Below are 21222 nucleotides of genomic sequence, written 5' to 3'. Positions count from 1 at the left end.
CCCCCAGTTTAATGTTTGAAATGTCTCACACCAGTGAATACCATTGCAATGCCATAATCATTTGCTTTTTCGATAGAATCTTTATCTTTAATTGAGCCACCTGGTTGAATAATGGCCGTAATACCCGCTTGTGCTGCTGCTTCAACTGTATCATTCATCGGGAAAAAGGCATCTGATGCCATCGTTGCTCCTTCTACTGCTTTTCCTGCTTGCTCGATCGCAATTTTTGCAGAGCCGACACGGTTCATTTGCCCTGCACCAATACCTAATGTTTGGTCGCTATTATTGACAACAATTGCATTCGATTTCACATGCTTCACTACTTTCCAGCCAAGTTTGAGTGATTGCCACTCTTCCTCCGTTGGTTCTCTTGTTGTCGCAACAGTAATATTCGCTTCTTCAAGACCGTAAGTATCATAATCTTGCGCTAATAAACCGCCTTCTATAGAAGTTAGACGTTTTTCAGTCTTTTTATTTCCATCGAACGGAATCGTTAATAATCTTAAATTCTTCTTCCCTTGTAAAATCTCAAGTGCTTCTGCTGAAAAAGATGGCGCTATAATGATTTCAAGAAAGATCTCATGAAGTTTCGTTGCTGTTTGTGCATTGACTTCACGGTTAAGGGCGATAATCCCTCCAAAGATAGATACAGGATCAGCTGCAAAAGCTTTAGAGAAAGCATCATAAATATCTGTGCCCGCACCGACACCACATGGGTTCATATGTTTAACCGCCACAGCAGCTGGACCGTCAAACTCTTTAACGATTTGTAACGCTGCATCAGCATCATTAATATTATTGTAAGACAGCTCTTTTCCATGTAGCTGTGTAGCGTTAGCAATCGAAAAGGCCGACCCTAAAGGTTTGCGATAAAAGGAAGCTTTTTGATGAGGGTTTTCTCCATAACGTAATGCTTGTTTTAATTCATACGTAACTGTCAATTTTTCTGGCTGCTCTTCTTCTGCTAATTCTGTCATATATTCAGCTATCATTGCATCGTAAGCAGCTGTATGACGGAATACTTTTGCTGCTAGCTTGCGTTTGGTTGCAGCATCTACAATGTCATTTTCCTTTAATTGTGTAATGACTGTTTCGTAATCCATTGGATCAACAACAACTGTCACATGTGCGTGGTTTTTAGCTGAGGCACGTAACATCGCAGGACCACCGATATCAATATTTTCAATGGCATCTTCTACTGTCACATCTGGCTTAGCAATCGTTTGTTGGAAAGGATAGAGATTCACACATACCACTTGAATCGGATGAATCTCATGTTTTTCTAACTGTGCTTGATGAGATGGATCATCGAACTTAGCTAGTAAACCACCATGGATCAGCGGATTTAATGTTTTTACTCTTCCTTCTAAAATTTCAGGAAAACCTGTAACATCACTTACACCGATTACTGGAATCCCAGCCTCAGCGATTGCTTTTTTTGTTCCACCTGTTGAAACAATTTCAAATCCTAATTCGTGAAGTTCTTTCGCAAATGCGGCTACACCATTTTTATCTGATACACTAATAAGCGCACGTTTTTTCATCGTCCATTTTCCTCCCTGTAAGATGTTCTTCTTAGGCGTCTTCATTTAAAAGCTTTTGTAATACTTCTGGATAAAATTGATGCTCTACTTTATGAATGCGACTCTGTAATGCTTCCTTCGTATCATCTGGCAGGATGTCTACCTTTCTTTGCTCAATAATCGGACCAGTATCCATCCCTTCGTCTACATAATGAATGGTTACACCTGTTTGTTTGACCTCTGCAGACAGCGCTTGTCCAATAGCATCTTTACCAGGGAATGCTGGTAGATAAGAAGGATGAATATTGACAATTTTTCCGCCATATTCACGTAAAAGAACATCCCCAATAAGACGCATATACCCTGCAAGAACAATAAAGTCTATGTTCGCATTCTTTAATTCTACTAATATTTGCTCTTCATATGCTATTTTACTCGTAAAATCTTTCGCACGAAAAGCAAAGGTTGGAATCCCTTCATTTACAGCACGTTGAATGCAGTAAGACTCTGGCTTATCACTTACCAGTAGTTTAATATCAACCTGCAATTCACCGTTTTTAAAGGCATCAACAATCGCTTGAAAATTTGTTCCACTGCCCGATGCAAAAATGGCGATATTTTTCATGATAACCTCCGTCTTATTAAAGGATTGTAATCCCCTCTTGCTGTGTAACTTTACCAATTACACTTGCTTTTTCACCAATTTGATTAAAGTGGTTGACTACTTTTTCAGCATCTTTGACAGGTACAATGGCAACCATTCCGATGCCCATATTAAATATATTGTACATATCCTTGCGCGCAAGCTTACCTACTTCTTCCATCAGCTTGAAGATCGGCTGAATCTCCCAACTATCTTCGATTAATTCAGCTCCTAAACCTTGAGGTAACACTCTAGGGATATTCTCGATAAATCCGCCACCCGTAATATGGGCGAAGCCTTTCACATCAAATTGCTTTAATGCCGATAAAACGGATTTCACATAGATTCGCGTTGGCTTTAGAAGTTCTTCCCCTAACGTGCTCCCTAGTTCTTCTCTATACTCTTGCAATGAGAGTTTTGCATCCTCTAAAAATATTTTCCGTACGAGAGAGTAACCATTGCTATGGATTCCATTCGATGCAAGGCCGATTAAAACATCACCCTCTTGAATGCTTGAACCATCGATTAAATCACTCTTTTCACATGCACCTACAGAAAATCCCGCTAAATCATACTCTTCTTCACTGTACATTCCAGGCATTTCCGCTGTTTCTCCACCAACAAGGGCACAACCTGCTTGTTCACAACCATCAGCTATCCCTTTGACAATGGCTTCTATCTTTTCTGGCTCAGCCTTCCCACAAGCAATATAATCTAAGAAGTAAAGAGGTTCTGCACCTTGAACAACGATATCATTGACACACATAGCAACAGCATCAATCCCAATTGTGTCATGCTGATTCATCATAAAAGCTAGCATCAGTTTTGTTCCGACACCATCTGTCCCAGATACAAGCACCGGTTCTTTTAAGCCAAGTGATGACAAATCAAACATGCCTCCAAAACCGCCAAGACCACCAATCATACCTGTCCTCACCGTTCGCTCCACATGCTTCTTCATACGGTTCACTGCTTCGTAACCCGCTTCAATATCTACACCGGCTTGTTTATAAGCATTCGCCATTCCTATCCACCTCACCAATTTATTAACAGGTATTCTTTCAATCTAGCAATATGCGCCCAGTATTAGACACCAAAACGCAGTTATTTGTTTTCTAAGAATAAAGTAGCAAACAATGTTGCTACTTTATGATTTATACTTTTTCGTATGGATGTAGCGTGCTTGGATATATTTCCGTTGGATACTTCCCTGTGAAGCAAGCTAAGCAAAGACCTCTTGTCTCGCCTTCTTCTTCTCTGCCAATCGCATCGATCATCCCTTTTGGACTTAAGAAAGTAAGTGTATCAGCACCAATAATTTCGCGAATCTCTTCTACAGAACGATCAGAAGCAATCAATTCTTCTTTTGTTGAAGTATCAATGCCATAAAAGCATGGATTTTTAATCGGTGGCGAGCTGATGATTACATGTACTTCTGTCGCGCCTGCTTCTTTTAACATCGTCACAATCCGACGGCTCGTTGTTCCACGTACAATGGAGTCATCCACCATGACAACTCGTTTCCCTTCAACAACGCCTCTTACAGGTGATAGTTTCATCTTTACCCCTTGTTCACGCAAAGACTGTGATGGTTGGATAAATGTCCGACCCACATACTTATTTTTAATGAGGCCCATCTCATAAGGAATCCCTGTTGCTTCAGCATAACCAATGGCTACAGAAATACTTGAATCAGGTACGCCTGTTACGACATCCGCTTCAATCGGAACTTCGACAGCAAGCTGCTTCCCTAAATTTTTTCGCGCTGTATGGACATTGATGCCATTAATATTACTATCTGGTCGGGAGAAATACACATATTCCATTGCACACATAGAAATATTTGAAGCCATTGCGAACATCTCGGAACGGAAGCCATTATCATCAATGACTAATAACTCTCCAGGCAACACATCACGGACATACTCGGCTCCGACAATATCGAAGGCACATGTTTCGGAAGCAATTACGTAAGCATCGCCGATTTTACCTAGTGATAAAGGACGGAGACCATTCGGATCAACCGCAACCATCATTTCATTTTCAGTCATAATTAAGAAGGCGTAAGCGCCTTTTACCATGGACAATGCATTCTTCACACGCTCTTTATGAGAAGACACACCGCCTCGTTTAATTAAGTGAGCTAATACCTCGGTATCTGAACTCGTTTGAAAAATACTTCCCTGTGCTTCTAGTTGATATTTAAGGGCAGTAGCGTTCGTTAAATTTCCATTGTGACACAGAGCTAGACCGCCATTTTGTGATTGGAATAACAGTGGTTGAACATTCTCATAGCCCCCGCCACCTGCCGTAGCGTACCTCACATGACCAATTGCTGAAGTTCCTTTTAATTCTTGAATAGCAGCTTGAGAGAAAACCTCGGTGACGAGACCCTCTCCTTTTACACCTTTCAACTTATCTCCATCTGTTACAACAATCCCTGCGCCTTCTTGACCGCGATGCTGTAAGCTATGCAATCCGTAATAAGTAATCTGTGCTGCTTCCGGATGACCCCAAATACCAAAGACGCCACATTCCTCATTTAACCCTTTTATTTCTGCAAGCATGCTGGTATGGCTCCCTTCCACGCTTTATTTAGCACTTCTGTTTGCTCCTTGATCACAATGTCGTCGTTCACAGTAATTTCAAGTATTTGCTCGTTTGTTACTTCACCAATGAGTGTTGCATTTGTTAATTGTTCAAATGCTTCTTTGTTTTCCTTCTTCACACTAAGAAGGAATCTAGATTGAGATTCACTGAATAATTGTGTTGTCGCTTCCCCAGTTAACTTAAGCTTCGCACCTAATTGATTCGCGAATAAGCTCTCAGCTACCGCCACCGCTAACCCACCTTCTGCAAGGTCATGTGCAGATGATAGTAACCCTTTTTGAATAGCTGTTAAGACTTGTGCTTGATGTGCTGCTTCTACAGTTAAGTCGATTGCTGGTGCTTGGCCGAAGATTTTTTTGTAGCTTAGCTTCTGTAATTCACTGCCACCAAATTCCGCTCTCGTATCACCTAATAAATAAATCAAGTCGCCTGCTTGTTTGAAGTCTTGTGTTGTCACATGCTCAATATCCTCCACTAGACCAACCATCCCGATAACCGGTGTAGGATAAATCGCTGTACCGTTTGTTTCGTTATATAGCGAAACATTACCACCAATAACCGGGGTATTTAATGTACGACAAGCTTCACTGATCCCATCAGCAGCTTTTTGAATTTGCCAGAAAATTTCTGGCTTTTCCGGATTACCGAAGTTTAAGTTGTCCGTAATGGCTAACGGCGCCCCACCAGAACAAACGATATTACGCGCTGCTTCAGCTACAGCGATTTTTCCGCCCACTTCAGGATCTAAATACATATAGCGTGAATTACAATCCGTTGTCATCGCTAACCCTTTTTTCGTTCCACGGATACGGATAACTGCCGCATCTGACCCTGGAGCGACGACGGTGTTCGTTCTTACCATATAATCATATTGGTCATATACCCACTCTTTACTAGCGATCGTAGGTTGCTGTAATAATGACAGTAGCGTTTCTTTATGATCATCAACTGCCGGAATATCATTTTCCATCGCCTGGAATTCACGGTAATAAGCTGGCTCTTTGGACGGCTTGTGGTATACAGGCGCTTCTTCTGCTAGTGCATCTGTTGGTACATCTGCCACTACTTCACCTTTATGAATTAAACGAAGCTGTTTATCATCTGTTACACGGCCAATTGCCACTGCTTCTAAATCATATTTGGAGAAAAGGTCAATAATTTCTTGCTCTCTTCCTTTCGTCACAACAATTAACATTCTTTCTTGTGACTCCGATAACATCATTTCATAAGCAGTCATTCCTGTTTCGCGCTGAGGTACTAAGTCTAAGTTCATTTCAATCCCTGAACCAGCTTTACTTGCCATCTCTGCAGATGAACTCGTTAAACCTGCCGCACCCATATCTTGAATTCCCACTAATGCATCAGATTTTACAAGCTCAAGGCATGCTTCTAATAGCAGCTTCTCCATAAATGGATCACCCACTTGAACAGCCGGACGATTCTCCTCTGATTGATCCGTTAATTCTTCAGAAGCAAAAGTAGCACCATGAATGCCGTCACGCCCCGTTTTGGCTCCTACATACATGACTGTGTTACCTACCCCATGCGCTTGCCCTTTTTTAATATCTTTATGATCAATTAAACCGACACACATCGCATTCACAAGTGGATTCCCTTCATAGGAGGCGTCAAACTGCACTTCTCCACCGACTGTTGGAATGCCGATACAATTACCATATCCAGCAATGCCTGCCACTACTTCTTCAAAAAGGTAGCGAACACGAGGAGTATCCAATTCTCCAAAGCGTAAAGAGTTGAGGAGTGCAACAGGTCTTGCGCCCATCGAGAATACATCGCGGATAATCCCGCCCACACCCGTTGCTGCCCCCTGATAAGGTTCAATCGCAGACGGATGATTATGGCTTTCAATTTTGAATACAACTGCCTGTTCATCTCCTATATCAACAATTCCGGCACCTTCTCCTGGACCTTGCAACACATGCTCGCCTTTTGTAGGGAACTTGCTCAATACAGGCTTAGAGTTTTTGTAGCTACAATGTTCTGACCACATAACAGAGAAAAGGCCGATTTCAGTATAGTTAGGTAGGCGACCTAAAATCTTTTCAACCATTGCAAATTCGTCATCTGACAAACCCATTTCCTTATAGACTTGTTGTTCTTTTAGTTGTTCTGGACTTGGTTCAAGCATTAACGACATGTGATTCCCTCCATTGTTTCACAATTGATTGAAAAAGTTTTAACCCATCAGCGCCACCTATAAGCTCATCTACCGCTCGCTCAGGATGGGGCATCATACCAAGCACATTACCCGCTTTATTCGTAATACCAGCAATATTGCTTAAGCTGCCATTCGGGTTGACATCATGGTAAGTAAATACAATTTGATTGTTTTCTTTTAAACTAGCAAGTGTCACTTCATCACAATAATAGTTTCCTTCACCATGAGCTACCGGTATGGTAATCACTTCGTCTTGTTCATATCCTTGCGAGAACATCGTTTGATTGTTCTCTACTTTTAATTGCACTGGACGACAAATGAATTTTAAACTTTCATTTCTTCTCATCGCCCCTGGCAGTAATCCTGCTTCTAGTAAAATTTGAAAACCGTTGCAAACGCCTAATACCGGTTTCCCTGCCTCAGCCGCTTTAATGACTTCCTTCATCACGTGACTAAAACGCGCAATGGCTCCGCTTCGCAAATAATCGCCGTATGAAAATCCCCCCGGTAATAGAATGCCATCAAAACCATCTAAGCTTTTTTCATCGTGCCAAACATATTCCACATCACAGCCCAGCTCATCTTTTACTGCATGATACATGTCAATATCACAGTTCGACCCTGGAAAAACAATCACAGCAAACTTCACTGAGCAACAGCCTCCTCGATTTCAAAACGATAATCTTCAATCACGATATTTGCAAGTAGTCTTTCACACATTTCTTTTACTACTTCTTCAACAGGACGCTCTGACTTTTCAATCGAAAGCTCCAAGTATTTTCCGATGCGCACATCTGACACTTCGTTGTAATTCATGGAATGCAAGGAGTGCTTAACAGCATTTCCTTGTGGATCTAATACGCTCTCTCTTAATGTGACGAACACCTTAACTTTATACATGAAGTTTTCCTCCCAGTCTGGATAAAATATTTTCATAAGCATCTGTTAAATTGCCAAGGTCGCGACGAAAAACATCTTTGTCGAGCTTTTCATTCGTTTTTAAATCCCAAAAGCGGCATGTATCAGGTGAAATTTCATCTGCTAACAGAATCGCACCTGATGCATCCTTACCGAATTCCAATTTAAAATCGACGAGGCGGATGCCCAACTCTTTAAAAAATTGCGATAATACTTCGTTTACTTTCAATGCTTTTTCTTTTAAAATAGCGACTTCTTCTTCCGTTGCTAAATTCATGATTTCTATATGGTCCTCTGTTAATAATGGATCACCTAAATCATCGTCCTTATAATAAAATTCGACAATTGGTCTTGCTAATGGTTTTCCTTCTTCCACGCCAAGCCTTTTTGCAAAGCTACCTGCTGAAGTATTTCTCACAACAGTTTCTAATGGAATGATTTCCACTTTCTTTACAAGTTGCTCATTTGGAGAAATTTGCTTCACAAAATGAGAATCAATACCAAGCTCCTTTAGTTTTAAAAATAGCAAGCTAGTAATCTCATTATTTAAACGGCCCTTGCCATCAATACTTGCTTTCTTCTCTCCATTAAAAGCAGTAGCAGCATCTTTGTATTCTAGCCAAACGATAGATGCATCATCTGTGTTGTAAACCCTTTTTGCTTTTCCTTCATAAACAAGTGAACCTTTTTGCATGACTTGCGCCTCCCAATCATGAAAATTAGCAATATTCTTACTAAGTGGAATGAATGGGGAGAGGAGGAAAACCTTCTTCTCCCCATTATTTTTTATAAGCCTAAACGATTAAAGATCGTATCTACATGCTTCAAGTGATGATGATAATCGAAGCAATCATCAATCTCTTCTTTTGTTAAAAGAGAAGTGATCTTTTCATCTTGATCAATTAAGCTACGGAATGGTACTTGTTTTTCCCATGATTCCATTGCCTTTGGTTGGACAGTATCATACGCTTCTTCACGTACAAGGCCTTTATCGATCAACGCGAGCAACACACGTTGAGAATAAATAAGCCCTAACGTACGGTCCATATTTCGTTTCATATTCTCAGGATAAACGGTTAAGTTCTTCACGATATTGCCGAAGCGGTTAAGCATATAATTCAATGCAATCGTTGCATCTGGTAAAATCACGCGCTCCGCTGAAGAGTGAGAAATATCACGCTCATGCCACAATGACACATTTTCATACGCGGTCATCATATAACCTCGAATGACTCTTGCCATCCCTGTCATATTCTCAGACCCAATCGGGTTACGCTTATGAGGCATGGCTGAAGAACCCTTTTGTCCTTTTGCAAAGAATTCTTCCACTTCCCGTGTTTCACTCTTTTGCAGGCCGCGTATCTCAGTGGCAAACTTCTCGATGGACGTTGCAATTAATGCAATCGTGCTCATATAGTGTGCATGACGATCACGTTGGAGTGTTTGTGTAGAAATAGGCGCTGGTTGAATACCAAGCTTTTCACAAACATATTGTTCAACAAATGGATCGATATTCGCATACGTACCAACAGCACCAGAAATTTTACCGAATTCAACGCCAGCAGCCGCCTCTTTAAAGCGTGCCAAGTTACGTTTCATTTCTTCATACCATAACGCCATTTTCAAACCAAAAGTAGTCGGCTCCGCATGCACACCATGTGTACGTCCCATCATCACTGTGTTTTTATGTTCTTGTGCTTTTACTTTAAGAATTTCTACAAAACGTTCGATATCTTTTAGTAAGATATCATTTGCTTGCTTTACTATATAGGAAAGTGCAGTGTCGACAACATCTGTAGAAGTAAGGCCATAATGGACCCATTTACGTTCTTCACCGAGTGTTTCAGAAACGGCACGTGTAAAGGCAACAACATCATGCCTTGTCTCTTCTTCTATTTCTTTAATTCGCTCAATGTCAAATGAAGCTTTTTCACGGATTTTAGCTACATCCTCTTTAGGAATATCTCCAAGCTCTGCCCAGGCTTCGCAAGCAAGGATCTCCACTTCTAACCAAGCTTGGAAACGGTTCTGTTCTGTCCAAATAGCTCCCATCTCTGGGCGAGTATAACGATCAATCATGATTTATCCTCCGATCTTTTCTGCAGCAATTTGCCAAATGTCACTTTCTTCTACCTCACGTAAAGCTTCCTCTACGTTGTCGCGAAGCAATGTCACATGACCCATTTTTCGTTTAAACTTCGCTTCTGCTTTCCCATATAAATGAACCTTCCAATCCGTTACAGTTGGAATGGCCTGAATAAGAGACTCAACATGCTCTCCTAAGATATTGACCATGACAGCAGGTTTGAGTAATTCTGTGCTAGCTAAAGGCCAATTACAAACTGCGCGAATATGCTGTTCGAATTGTGAAGTCTCACATGCTTCAATAGAGTAATGACCAGAATTATGCGGTCTTGGGGCTAGTTCGTTAATATAGATCTCATCATTTTCTCCTAGGAACATTTCAACCGCAAGTGTACCAACTAGCTCAAAATCATCGGCAATTTTTCTTGCCTCTTCTAAGGCTGTTTGCGCAGCTAATTCAGAAATTCTCGCCGGTACAATCGTTTGATGTAGAATATTATCTTGATGCACATTTTCCCCTACTGGTAAGAAGGCTGTTTCACCATTGGGATTCCTGAAAACAATCACTGAGATTTCTTTTTGAAAAGGAATGAACTTCTCTAAGACGCATGCCCCATGATTTAATAATTCTTTCGCCTTTTCTATTTCGGCTTCGTTATGAATCACATATTGTCCCTTCCCATCGTATCCACCTCTTGCTGTTTTCAAAACAGCAGGAAAGCCAAGCGCTTCTATATTAGCATAAATATCTTCCGTTGCGTGAATCTCTGCGTACGGGGCTACAGTCGCACCAGCTTTTGTGATTGCTACCTTCTCTTTTATGCGATCCTGTGTCTGCGATAATACATGTGAACCTTGAGGCACGTAAGCATTCTCACAAAGCCAATCAAGTGCCTCAGCACTAATATTTTCAAATTCATATGTCACAATATCACTTATAGCTGCTAATTGTTTAATCGCATTCATATCATCATAAGCTGAAACAATCTTCACATCAGCCACTTGACCACATGGAGAATCTTCCGTAGGATCAAGTACAGCTATGCGAAAACCGTTCGCTTTTGCCGATAATGCCATCATACGACCAAGCTGCCCTCCACCAATTATGCCGATTGTTTGTCCAGGTAGTATGGTTTGTTTAGACAAGATCATCACTACTTTCTAACACTTGTTGTTTTGTTCTTTCTCGTCTATCTTCTAACCGTTGAGCAAGTTCCTTATCAAAGGCGCTTAAGATTTGTCCTGCCAGTAACCCTGCATTTATTGCCCCTGCTTTACCAATGGCAACTGTAGCAACTGGGACACCGCCAGGCATTTGCACAATGGATAATAAGGAATCTATCCCGTTTAACGCTTTAGATTGAACTGGAACACCAATGACTGGTAAGGTTGTTTTTGCCGCTACCATGCCAGGTAAGTGTGCGGCACCCCCTGCTCCTGCAATAATGACTTTGATTCCTTTATTTCTTGCACTTTCTGCATAATCAAACATCAAATCAGGCGTTCTGTGTGCAGAAACGACTTTTTTTTCATAACCGACTTCAAGCTCATCTAAAATGTCACAAGTATGTTTCATCGTTTCCCAATCTGATGTACTACCCATGATGACGGCAACTTCGATATTCATCCTTCTCCTCCATTCTCTTTTTGACCAAAAAATGAAAAAGCCCAGATAGAATCCTCGCTCTAATCTAAGAGAGAAAGATTCTGTCTGAGCCATTCATTCATAAATCCAAAAGTTATGAATTTAGAGACACCAGTCCCTTGGACAAACAAGAAGCTTTCCCTCATAGTCCGAGTATTTACGGTTCCCGGGTAGAGACTCATGGGCCATATTCCCATTATTATATGAGGGGGTAAAATGTTGTTAGGTTTTCTTTCAATTTCATCTTAACAACTTCCGAATTGTCCGTCAATGATAATCTCGAACGATTGAAGAAGTCAGAAAATTAATGTTCGTGTTTTACTACAAAAGTTGTCCTTCAAAGACTATTTTTTGCCCTGCAGGTTCATATTCTATTTTCCCATTCTTCTTTATTTCTTTAAAGTACGGTTTTTCCATTCTTCTTATTGGAAAATAGCCTTCTTGCTTCATGCGCTCTAAGCATTGATCAATCGTTTCATTTTCTAACACTTCAAATTTCTTTTTCTTTTGACTCACTTAAATAACTTACCTTTCTTAACAGATTTAACCCAGAAGCCACCATATATCGTTTTTGGTTCATAAGCAATGATAAAGGCCTTCGGGTCAAGTGTTTTAATCGTTTCATACAGCTTTAATTCATATTTTCTTGGAGTTAAAATTTGCAGTGCCATACGGTCCCCTTCAAGCCCATTCGCAGCCCAAGACGTTACACCATATCCTTTGGCCCGTAAATCCTTTGGCAAATCTTTATCATACTCCTTCGTTATTACATTAACAGTAATATAGCCAAGTGCAAGCTTTTCTTCAATTTTCATTCCAACAATGACACCTATACCATACCCGACTGCATAGGCGATAATGTTTTGTATCTGATCTAAATTATCGAGTACTAAGCCTAAACCAATGACATAAATAACAATTTCAATCATACTAATAAATGCTGCCTGATAACGCTGCCCCTTAAGTGTTAATATCATACGAATCGTAAAAAAGGACACATACACAATATTAATAACTAAAATAATCGTTACCATTACAAGGGCATTCTCTAACATTTTAACACTCCTATCTCACTTCAAACTTCTTATTATCTTTATTCCCAATCTTTCAAGGTTAAATCACTACTTTCCTGTTCGACTCCCCAAATTTCCTTAATTAAACGCTTGAAACAATGTACCATCTACATATAAAAGAATACTCTGTTATACAGGATGTATGCCTAATGATAGGAGAAGAGGTGGAGAGAGATGGTCTTTTGGTATCCATTTTACGGACAACATGCAAATTTCCAAACTGAAGGCGAAGGGGTTCGTGAAAGTGAGAGACTCGCATTACTAGGCGGCGCTCTCTCTGCTATTGGGAGCATAATTGTAGTCATTGGTCTTTTTGATCAACTAGAAGAAGATGAAGAAGGCATAACTGAATCAGAAAGTGAAGGAATACTTAGTTTAGAGTCATTTAGATTAGCCTTACTAGGAAGTATAATTGTAGCTGCCGGAGAAAGTATCGGAACCGTCTCGATTATAAAAGGAATAAAAGAAAATGAAATCATCGATCGTGAAGAGGAAAGAGAAAAAAATATTGCCAAAACGGATATGGCAAATATGCAGATGAAACTGCAATATTTGCAAGAAGAGTTGAATCAATTGAAAAACGTCACTTCCACCCTCCAACAAGAAAACTTTCAAATGCGGGCAGACTTATATCATTTTTATCAGTATTTACAAATGAAATAGATAAAGCCTTTCAACTTGAACGTAAAAAACTTGAAAACATCTATAGAGACCTAGCAAATAAGCACGAAAAAAGAGCACATACAAATATGTGCTCTTTCATCTTGCCCGGCAACGTCCTACTCTCACAAGGGGACAGCCCCTAACTACCATCGGCGCTGAGAAGCTTAACTTCCGTGTTCGGTATGGGAACGGGTGTGACCTTCTCGCTATCGCCACCGGACTATGAAATTATAAGGGAATCGTTCCCTCAAAACTAGGTAATGTTGAAGAAGATTGTTGTTGAGTAATCGCCTATGCGTGCTGACGGTACTACTAAGGTAGTTGTGTCTAGCTACGGCGCCTAGGTGCTCGAGGTCATAAGCCAAATTTGTCATGAGGTTAAAGAACAACCTCCTGTCAAATTCGTCTTATGCTTGTCGCACCTGGGCAAGGCGCCTCCGCATTTCGAATTGGTTAAGTCCTCGATCGATTAGTATTAGTCAGCTGCATGTGTCGCCACACTTCCACCTCTAACCTATCAACCTGATCATCTTTCAGGGATCTTACTAGCTTGCGCTATGGGAAATCTCATCTCGAGGGGGGCTTCATGCTTAGATGCTTTCAGCACTTATCCCTTCCGCACATAGCTACCCAGCGATGCCTTTGGCAAGACAACTGGTACACCAGCGGTGCGTCCATCCCGGTCCTCTCGTACTAAGGACAGCTCCTCTCAAATTTCCTGCGCCCACGACGGATAGGGACCGAACTGTCTCACGACGTTCTGAACCCAGCTCGCGTACCGCTTTAATGGGCGAACAGCCCAACCCTTGGGACCGACTACAGCCCCAGGATGCGATGAGCCGACATCGAGGTGCCAAACCTCCCCGTCGATGTGGACTCTTGGGGGAGATAAGCCTGTTATCCCCGGGGTAGCTTTTATCCGTTGAGCGATGGCCCTTCCATGCGGAACCACCGGATCACTAAGCCCGACTTTCGTCCCTGCTCGACTTGTAGGTCTCGCAGTCAAGCTCCCTTGTGCCTTTACACTCTACGAATGATTTCCAACCATTCTGAGGGAACCTTTGGGCGCCTCCGTTACTCTTTAGGAGGCGACCGCCCCAGTCAAACTGCCCACCTGACACTGTCTCCCATCCCGATAAGGGATGTGGGTTAGAATTTCAATACAGCGGGGGTAGTATCCCACCGACGCCTCCACCGAAGCTAGCGCTCCGGCTTCTAAGGCTCCTACCTATCCTGTACAAGCTGTACCAAAATTCAATATCAGGCTACAGTAAAGCTCCACGGGGTCTTTCCGTCCTGTCGCGGGTAACCTGCATCTTCACAGGTACTATAATTTCACCGAGTCTCTCGTTGAGACAGTGCCCAGATCGTTACGCCTTTCGTGCGGGTCGGAACTTACCCGACAAGGAATTTCGCTACCTTAGGACCGTTATAGTTACGGCCGCCGTTTACTGGGGCTTCGATTCAAAGCTTCGCGTGAGCTAACCTCTCCTCTTAACCTTCCAGCACCGGGCAGGCGTCAGCCCCTATACTTCGCCTTGCGGCTTCGCAGAGACCTGTGTTTTTGCTAAACAGTCGCCTGGGCCTATTCACTGCGGCTCATCAAGGCTTTAACACCCTAATGAGCACCCCTTCTCCCGAAGTTACGGGGTCATTTTGCCGAGTTCCTTAACGAGAGTTCTCTCGCTCACCTTAGGATTCTCTCCTCGCCTACCTGTGTCGGTTTGCGGTACGGGCACCTTATTCCTCGCTAGAGGCTTTTCTTGGCAGTGTGGAATCAAGAACTTCGGTACTAAATTTCCCTCGCTATCACAGCTCAAGGTATGTGACCATGGGATTTGCCTCATGGTCCCTCTAACTGCTTAGACGCACATCCAATAGTGCGCTTACCCTATCCTCCTGCGTCCCCCCATCACTCAAACAGAATACGGTGGTACAGGAATATCAACCTGTTGTCCATCGCCTACGCTTTTCAGCCTCGGCTTAGGTCCCGACTAACCCTGAGCGGACGAGCCTTCCTCAGGAAACCTTAGGCATTCGGTGGATGGGATTCTCACCCATCTTTCGCTACTCATACCGGCATTCTCACTTCTAAGCGCTCCACCAGTCCTTACGGTCTAGCTTCAACGCCCTTAGAACGCTCTCCTACCACTGAACATCTACGATGTTCAATCCACAGCTTCGGTGATACGTTTAGCCCCGGTACATTTTCGGCGCGGAGTCACTCGACCAGTGAGCTATTACGCACTCTTTAAATGGTGGCTGCTTCTAAGCCAACATCCTGGTTGTCTAAGCAACTCCACATCCTTTTCCACTTAACGTATACTTTGGGACCTTAGCTGGTGGTCTGGGCTGTTTCCCTCTTGACTACGGATCTTATCACTCGCAGTCTGACTCCCATGGATAAATCTTTGGCATTCGGAGTTTGTCTGAATTCGGTAACCCGATGAGGGCCCCTAGTCCAAACAGTGCTCTACCTCCAAGATTCTTACGCATGAGGCTAGCCCTAAAGCTATTTCGGAGAGAACCAGCTATCTCCAAGTTCGATTGGAATTTCTCCGCTACCCACACCTCATCCCCGCACTTTTCAACGTACGTGGGTTCGGGCCTCCATCCAGTGTTACCTGGACTTCACCCTGGACATGGGTAGATCACCTGGTTTCGGGTCTACGACCACATACTATATTCGCCCTATTCAGACTCGCTTTCGCTACGGCTCCGTCTGTCCAACTTAACCTCGCATGTAATCGTAACTCGCCGGTTCATTCTACAAAAGGCACGCTATCACCCATTAACGGGCTCTAACTACTTGTAGGCACACGGTTTCAGGATCTCTTTCACTCCCCTTCCGGGGTGCTTTTCACCTTTCCCTCACGGTACTGGTTCACTATCGGTCACTAGGGAGTATTTAGCCTTGGGAGATGGTCCTCCCTGCTTCCGACGGGATTTCTCGTGTCCCGCCGTACTCAGGATCCACTCTGGAGGGAACGAAGTTTCGACTACAGGGCTTTTACCTCCTATGGCGGGCCTTTCCAGACCTCTTCGTCTATCTCGTTCCTTTGTAACTCCGTATAGAATGTCCTACAACCCCAAGAGGCAAGCCTCTTGGTTTGGGCTAATCCCGTTTCGCTCGCCGCTACTCAGGGAATCGCGTTTGCTTTCTCTTCCTCCGGGTACTTAGATGTTTCAGTTCCCCGGGTCTGCCTTCCATACCCTATGTATTCAGGTATGGATCCTATCCCATAACGGATAGGGGGTTTCCCCATTCGGAAATCTCCGGATCAAAGCTTACTTACAGCTCCCCGAAGCATATCGGTGTTAGTCCCGTCCTTCATCGGCTCCTAGTGCCAAGGCATTCACCGTGCGCCCTTATTAACTTAACCTATGTTTGGGTTGCTTTCGCTTCCCTCACGGTTGTGTTTATTAAAAAAGTTTAGTATCTCTACTCTATTATATAGAGAGAAAATAACTAAGGTGGCGATTACTCGGTAATCTTCTTCATTACATTATCTAGTTTTCAAAGAACGATTGAATTGAGAGATTATACTCTCAAAACTGAACGAACAATCTAACATCAAGTTAATTCCGTATATTCCTTAGAAAGGAGGTGATCCAGCCGCACCTTCCGATACGGCTACCTTGTTACGACTTCACCCCAATCATCTGTCCCACCTTAGGCGGCTGGCTCCAAAAGGTTACCCCACCGACTTCGGGTGTTACAAACTCTCGTGGTGTGACGGGCGGTGTGTACAAGGCCCGGGAACGTATTCACCGCGGCATGCTGATCCGCGATTACTAGCGATTCCGGCTTCATGTAGGCGAGTTGCAGCCTACAATCCGAACTGAGAATGGTTTTATGGGATTGGCTAAACCTCGCGGTCTTGCAGCCCTTTGTACCATCCATTGTAGCACGTGTGTAGCCCAGGTCATAAGGGGCATGATGATTTGACGTCATCCCCACCTTCCTCCGGTTTGTCACCGGCAGTCACCTTAGAGTGCCCAACTAAATGCTGGCAACTAAGATCAAGGGTTGCGCTCGTTGCGGGACTTAACCCAACATCTCACGACACGAGCTGACGACAACCATGCACCACCTGTCACTCTGTCCCCCGAAGGGGAAAGTCCTATCTCTAGGATTGTCAGAGGATGTCAAGACCTGGTAAGGTTCTTCGCGTTGCTTCGAATTAAACCACATGCTCCACCGCTTGTGCGGGCCCCCGTCAATTCCTTTGAGTTTCAACCTTGCGGTCGTACTCCCCAGGCGGAGTGCTTAATGCGTTTGCTGCAGCACTAAAGGGCGGAAACCCTCTAACACTTAGCACTCATCGTTTACGGCGTGGACTACCAGGGTATCTAATCCTGTTTGCTCCCCACGCTTTCGCGCCTCAGCGTCAGTTACAGACCAGAAAGTCGCCTTCGCCACTGGTGTTCCTCCAAATCTCTACGCATTTCACCGCTACACTTGGAATTCCACTTTCCTCTTCTGCACTCAAGTTCCCCAGTTTCCAATGACCCTCCACGGTTGAGCCGTGGGCTTTCACATCAGACTTAAGGAACCGCCTGCGCGCGCTTTACGCCCAATAATTCCGGACAACGCTTGCCACCTACGTATTACCGCGGCTGCTGGCACGTAGTTAGCCGTGGCTTTCTGGTTAGGTACCGTCAAGGTACCGGCAGTTACTCCGATACTTGTTCTTCCCTAACAACAGAGTTTTACGATCCGAAAACCTTCATCACTCACGCGGCGTTGCTCCGTCAGACTTTCGTCCATTGCGGAAGATTCCCTACTGCTGCCTCCCGTAGGAGTCTGGGCCGTGTCTCAGTCCCAGTGTGGCCGATCACCCTCTCAGGTCGGCTACGCATCGTCGCCTTGGTGAGCCGTTACCTCACCAACTAGCTAATGCGCCGCGGGCCCATCTGTAAGTGATAGCAGAACCATCTTTCAATCTAATTATATGTATAAATAGATATTATCCGGTATTAGCCCCGGTTTCCCGGAGTTATCCCAGTCTTACAGGCAGGTTGCCCACGTGTTACTCACCCGTCCGCCGCTAATCATCGGGAGCAAGCTCCCTCCGATTCGCTCGACTTGCATGTATTAGGCACGCCGCCAGCGTTCGTCCTGAGCCAGGATCAAACTCTCCAATAAAGTGTTTGATTAGCTCGTTTGCACCTATGGTGCTTTGTTGCTGATAAATCAGCTTTTTTAGAATTACGCTTGACGTTTTATGTTCGTTCAGTTTTCAAAGAACAATCTTATTCGCTTCAGAAGCGACTTTATAAATATAACATTCTATCAATCTGTTGTCAACAACTTTTTGAAATTTCTTTTCAAAAGTGTTTTTTAAAAGGTGTTATCAACGACTGCTTTATAATAATATCACCCTCACCGACTTACGTCAACAAAAAATATTATTTTTCTTAATAAAAATTATATGTTTTATACATTACCTTTTTAATAGTCTACTAAACCTAAAGTAAATGACCAAATCAAAACACGACTTTCGGCCTTAAATAAGGACGAACCCTACTCACCTTTCCTTATCATCCAAACAACATACATATTATATAGAAGAAAGATGATCTGATTATTGTTCACACCAAAAAGAGCACCCTTCTAAAGGATGCTCTTCAAATTCCAATCAATTAATGAAAAATCAAGTAAGCTAGGAAAACAAAGAAGAAGAAATACATAATTGGATGAATCTCTTTTCCTCTTCCTTTAAGAAGCATTGTAATTGGGTAGAAAATAAATCCTACTGCAATACCTGTTGCAATACTATAAGAAAGTGGCATTGTCACCATTGTAAAGAATGATGGCACTGCGATTTCGAATCGATTCCAGTCAATTTGACCAAGAGAGGATACCATCAAGATACCAACGATAATTAAAGCTGGCGCTGTGACTGCGGATGTAACTACTTCTAATAACGGGAAGAAAAATAATGATAATAAGAAACAAATCGCTGTAATGATGGCTGCAAAACCAGTTCTTGCACCTGCGGCAACACCAGCAGATGATTCAACAAAAGAAGTAACTGTTGAAGTCCCGAAAATAGAACCTGTCATAGATGCAGTTGCATCAGCAAATAACGCCTTACCTGCACGTGGTAACTTATTATTTTTCACAAATCCTGCTTGGTTAGCTACTGCCATTAATGTTCCTGCGTTGTCAAAGAAATCAACGAATAAGAAAGTTAAAATAACACCTAACATTGCAGTTGTATAGAATGATGGATCACCAAATGCTGAGAATAATGATCCGAAAGTTGGCGCTACACTCGGTACTGCATCCATAACTTTTTCAGGTGTTTGAATTAATCCAAAAATCATACCGACAATCATTGTAATAACCATTCCGAAGAAAATACCAGCTTTTACGCCTCTTGTCATAAAAATAATTGTTACAATGATTCCAAATACAGCAAGTAATGTGTTTGGTTCAGTTAAATCTCCTAGAGCTACTAAAGTTGCATCATTATTTACGATAATTCCTGCAGATTGTAAACCGATAAAAGTAATGAATAAACCTATACCTGCACCTACAGCAATCTTTAATTCGAAAGGAATCGCATTGATTAATTTTTCACGCAAACCTGTTAAAGTTAAGATTAAGAAAAATACACTCGAAATAAATACGGCTGCTAACGCGTGTTGCCAAGGCATGCCATTCACTAAGATAACTGTATAAGCAAAAAACGCATTCAATCCTAAACCCGGTGCAAGACCAATAGGATACTTGGCTATGAGGCCCATAATCAAGCAACCAATGGCAGCTGATATAGCTGTTGCAACGAATACTGCACCATAATCCATTCTCATATGATCTGGTAGATCAGGTACATCCGCTAACGTTAATGTAATTGGATTGACTGCCAATATATAAGCCATAGCTAAGAATGTTGTAATCCCACCAATAATCTCACGGCGATAGGTAGTGCCGAGTTCATCAAATCGGAAGTACTTTTTCATTTTCATTTTCCCCCTAAAGTTGGCATTAAAAAAAACTTCGGAAAGTAACCGAAGTCTTGACAACAGGGATGGTATAAGTAACCTGGAATGTAAAAAATAAGATTAGTATAATATCTAAAGCACATTCCTTTGTCACGCACACACATCAAGTAGTCAAGTCATTTACGGTAACTTGGTAGAAACTTTTGGGCCATATTCCCAACATTATACGAAGATGTTTTTAATATTTATTTCTCTATTATATTAGCAATTAAAAAAGTCCTAGTCAATATAAAAAAACGAACATTTTACAGTCCGTTTTTTACCAATGTTCGGAATTAGGTTTATTTACCACTTTATACACTTAATTTCATCTGGTTTAACTATAAACTAACTGGATTTAGGAAGCAATACTTCTTTTATTTAAGCAATATTTGGTAGGCAAATCGATTACCATTTGGAACATCTAGTTCCACATCCCCAATATAGGAAAAACCAGCTTTCTGAATCACCTTTTGCATGACTTCATTTTCCGGATGGGTGTCAATGCGAACATCACGAAATCCATTGAGCCTAGCAGCGCTAATTAAATGTTGCAGCAATATCGTCGAATAACCCTTTCCTTGCATCTCTGGATCAATCGCTACTCGATGAACTGATGCATACGGCGTTTCTGCTTTCTGCCAATTCACTAATTGCTCATAAGGTTCTTCTGGCGCAGTTAAGATCGTGCCAATACCGACTATTCGTTCATTCGCGATCAACACGTAGGCTTCCTTATTCGAAATATCCTGTGTAATGATTTCTCGATTGGGTCCATCTCCATCCTGCCATTGTGGGATACCTCTTTTAATAATCGTTTCTCTTGCTCGGTCAACAATGGACATGATTTCATCTAACTCATCTAATTGTGCATGTTTTAAATATAACAC

General features: G+C 42.5%; 16 protein-coding genes, 3 rRNA genes and 2 riboswitches. Of the genes, 1 reads left to right on the top strand and 18 read right to left on the bottom strand.

Annotated elements, in window-relative coordinates:
- Positions 1-8 precede the first annotated feature (8 nt).
- The 13 genes from purH to MHH73_RS03005 form a co-directional block, all read right to left on the bottom strand.
- A complete protein-coding gene (gene purH, locus MHH73_RS03065; RefSeq protein WP_341064552.1) occupies positions 9-1544 on the bottom strand; it encodes a bifunctional phosphoribosylaminoimidazolecarboxamide formyltransferase/IMP cyclohydrolase in 1536 nt (511 codons plus the stop codon).
- A 31-nt stretch (positions 1545-1575) separates the two neighbouring features.
- The gene (purN, locus tag MHH73_RS03060) at positions 1576-2148 is read right to left on the bottom strand and encodes a phosphoribosylglycinamide formyltransferase (RefSeq protein WP_191816450.1); all 573 of its coding nucleotides are present in this window, start codon (positions 2146-2148) and stop codon (positions 1576-1578) included.
- Positions 2149-2164: 16 nt separating this feature from the next.
- Complete coding sequence (gene purM / locus MHH73_RS03055) at positions 2165-3190, bottom strand: phosphoribosylformylglycinamidine cyclo-ligase (protein ID WP_341064548.1); 1026 nt, start codon at positions 3188-3190, stop codon at positions 2165-2167.
- A gap of 130 nt (positions 3191-3320) precedes the next feature.
- Positions 3321-4733, bottom strand: a complete 1413-nt coding sequence (gene purF / locus MHH73_RS03050; RefSeq protein ID WP_191816445.1) for an amidophosphoribosyltransferase — start codon at positions 4731-4733, stop codon at positions 3321-3323.
- Complete coding sequence (purL, locus tag MHH73_RS03045) at positions 4718-6934, bottom strand: phosphoribosylformylglycinamidine synthase subunit PurL (protein ID WP_341064546.1); 2217 nt, start codon at positions 6932-6934, stop codon at positions 4718-4720. Before purL ends, purF begins: the two co-directional genes overlap by 16 nt.
- A complete protein-coding gene (gene purQ / locus MHH73_RS03040) occupies positions 6918-7604 on the bottom strand; it encodes a phosphoribosylformylglycinamidine synthase subunit PurQ (RefSeq protein WP_191816441.1) in 687 nt (228 codons plus the stop codon). The genes purL and purQ overlap by 17 nt, the downstream gene beginning before the upstream one ends.
- Positions 7601-7855 (bottom strand): phosphoribosylformylglycinamidine synthase subunit PurS, encoded by a 255-nt coding sequence (gene purS, locus MHH73_RS03035; RefSeq protein ID WP_341064541.1) that lies wholly within the window; start codon positions 7853-7855, stop codon positions 7601-7603. The genes purQ and purS overlap by 4 nt, the downstream gene beginning before the upstream one ends.
- Positions 7848-8567, bottom strand: a complete 720-nt coding sequence (gene purC, locus MHH73_RS03030; protein ID WP_191816439.1) for a phosphoribosylaminoimidazolesuccinocarboxamide synthase — start codon at positions 8565-8567, stop codon at positions 7848-7850. Before purC ends, purS begins: the two co-directional genes overlap by 8 nt.
- A 92-nt stretch (positions 8568-8659) precedes the next feature.
- Positions 8660-9952: an adenylosuccinate lyase gene (gene purB, locus MHH73_RS03025; protein ID WP_191816437.1), complete on the bottom strand. Its 1293-nt coding sequence runs from the start codon at positions 9950-9952 to the stop codon at positions 8660-8662.
- Positions 9953-9955: 3 nt separating this feature from the next.
- Positions 9956-11110 (bottom strand): 5-(carboxyamino)imidazole ribonucleotide synthase, encoded by a 1155-nt coding sequence (purK, locus tag MHH73_RS03020; RefSeq protein ID WP_341069638.1) that lies wholly within the window; start codon positions 11108-11110, stop codon positions 9956-9958.
- Complete coding sequence (gene purE, locus MHH73_RS03015; protein WP_191816435.1) at positions 11097-11585, bottom strand: 5-(carboxyamino)imidazole ribonucleotide mutase; 489 nt, start codon at positions 11583-11585, stop codon at positions 11097-11099. Before purE ends, purK begins: the two co-directional genes overlap by 14 nt.
- A gap of 143 nt (positions 11586-11728) precedes the next feature.
- A riboswitch (purine riboswitch) is annotated at positions 11729-11830 on the bottom strand.
- Between the two features lie 94 nt (positions 11831-11924).
- Positions 11925-12119: an NETI motif-containing protein gene (locus tag MHH73_RS03010; protein ID WP_191816433.1), complete on the bottom strand. Its 195-nt coding sequence runs from the start codon at positions 12117-12119 to the stop codon at positions 11925-11927.
- Positions 12116-12658 carry a DUF2179 domain-containing protein gene (locus MHH73_RS03005; RefSeq protein ID WP_341064531.1) on the bottom strand — a complete coding sequence of 181 codons (543 nt, stop codon included), beginning with the start codon at positions 12656-12658 and terminating at the stop codon, positions 12116-12118. The genes MHH73_RS03010 and MHH73_RS03005 overlap by 4 nt, the downstream gene beginning before the upstream one ends.
- A gap of 192 nt (positions 12659-12850) precedes the next feature.
- On the opposite strand from MHH73_RS03005, the gene MHH73_RS03000 reads away from it, so the two are divergent.
- Positions 12851-13339 (top strand): hypothetical protein, encoded by a 489-nt coding sequence (locus tag MHH73_RS03000; RefSeq protein WP_341064526.1) that lies wholly within the window; start codon positions 12851-12853, stop codon positions 13337-13339.
- Positions 13340-13442: 103 nt separating this feature from the next.
- On the opposite strand, the gene rrf is transcribed toward MHH73_RS03000, so the two are convergent.
- The 5 genes from rrf to MHH73_RS02975 all read right to left on the bottom strand — a co-directional run bounded on the left by rrf (position 13443) and on the right by MHH73_RS02975 (position 21222).
- Positions 13443-13559: ribosomal RNA gene (gene rrf / locus MHH73_RS02995) — 5S ribosomal RNA — on the bottom strand.
- Between the two features lie 229 nt (positions 13560-13788).
- A 23S ribosomal RNA gene (locus tag MHH73_RS02990) occupies positions 13789-16722 on the bottom strand.
- A 217-nt stretch (positions 16723-16939) separates the two neighbouring features.
- Positions 16940-18488 (bottom strand): 16S ribosomal RNA (locus MHH73_RS02985).
- The 16S, 23S and 5S rRNA genes sit together here, the layout of an rRNA operon.
- A 497-nt stretch (positions 18489-18985) precedes the next feature.
- A complete protein-coding gene (locus MHH73_RS02980; protein ID WP_341064524.1) occupies positions 18986-20311 on the bottom strand; it encodes an NCS2 family permease in 1326 nt (441 codons plus the stop codon).
- Between the two features lie 128 nt (positions 20312-20439).
- A riboswitch (purine riboswitch) is annotated at positions 20440-20543 on the bottom strand.
- Between the two features lie 166 nt (positions 20544-20709).
- Positions 20710-21222 (bottom strand): GNAT family N-acetyltransferase, encoded by a 513-nt coding sequence (locus tag MHH73_RS02975; protein ID WP_341064521.1) that lies wholly within the window; start codon positions 21220-21222, stop codon positions 20710-20712.

The sequence above is a fragment of the Cytobacillus sp. FSL K6-0265 genome (genome assembly GCF_038003465.1).
Taxonomy (GTDB): domain Bacteria; phylum Bacillota; class Bacilli; order Bacillales; family Cytobacillaceae; genus Cytobacillus; species Cytobacillus stercorigallinarum.
Note: the sequence above shows the minus strand (reverse complement) of the source record. Positions and strands in the feature narration are given on the sequence as shown.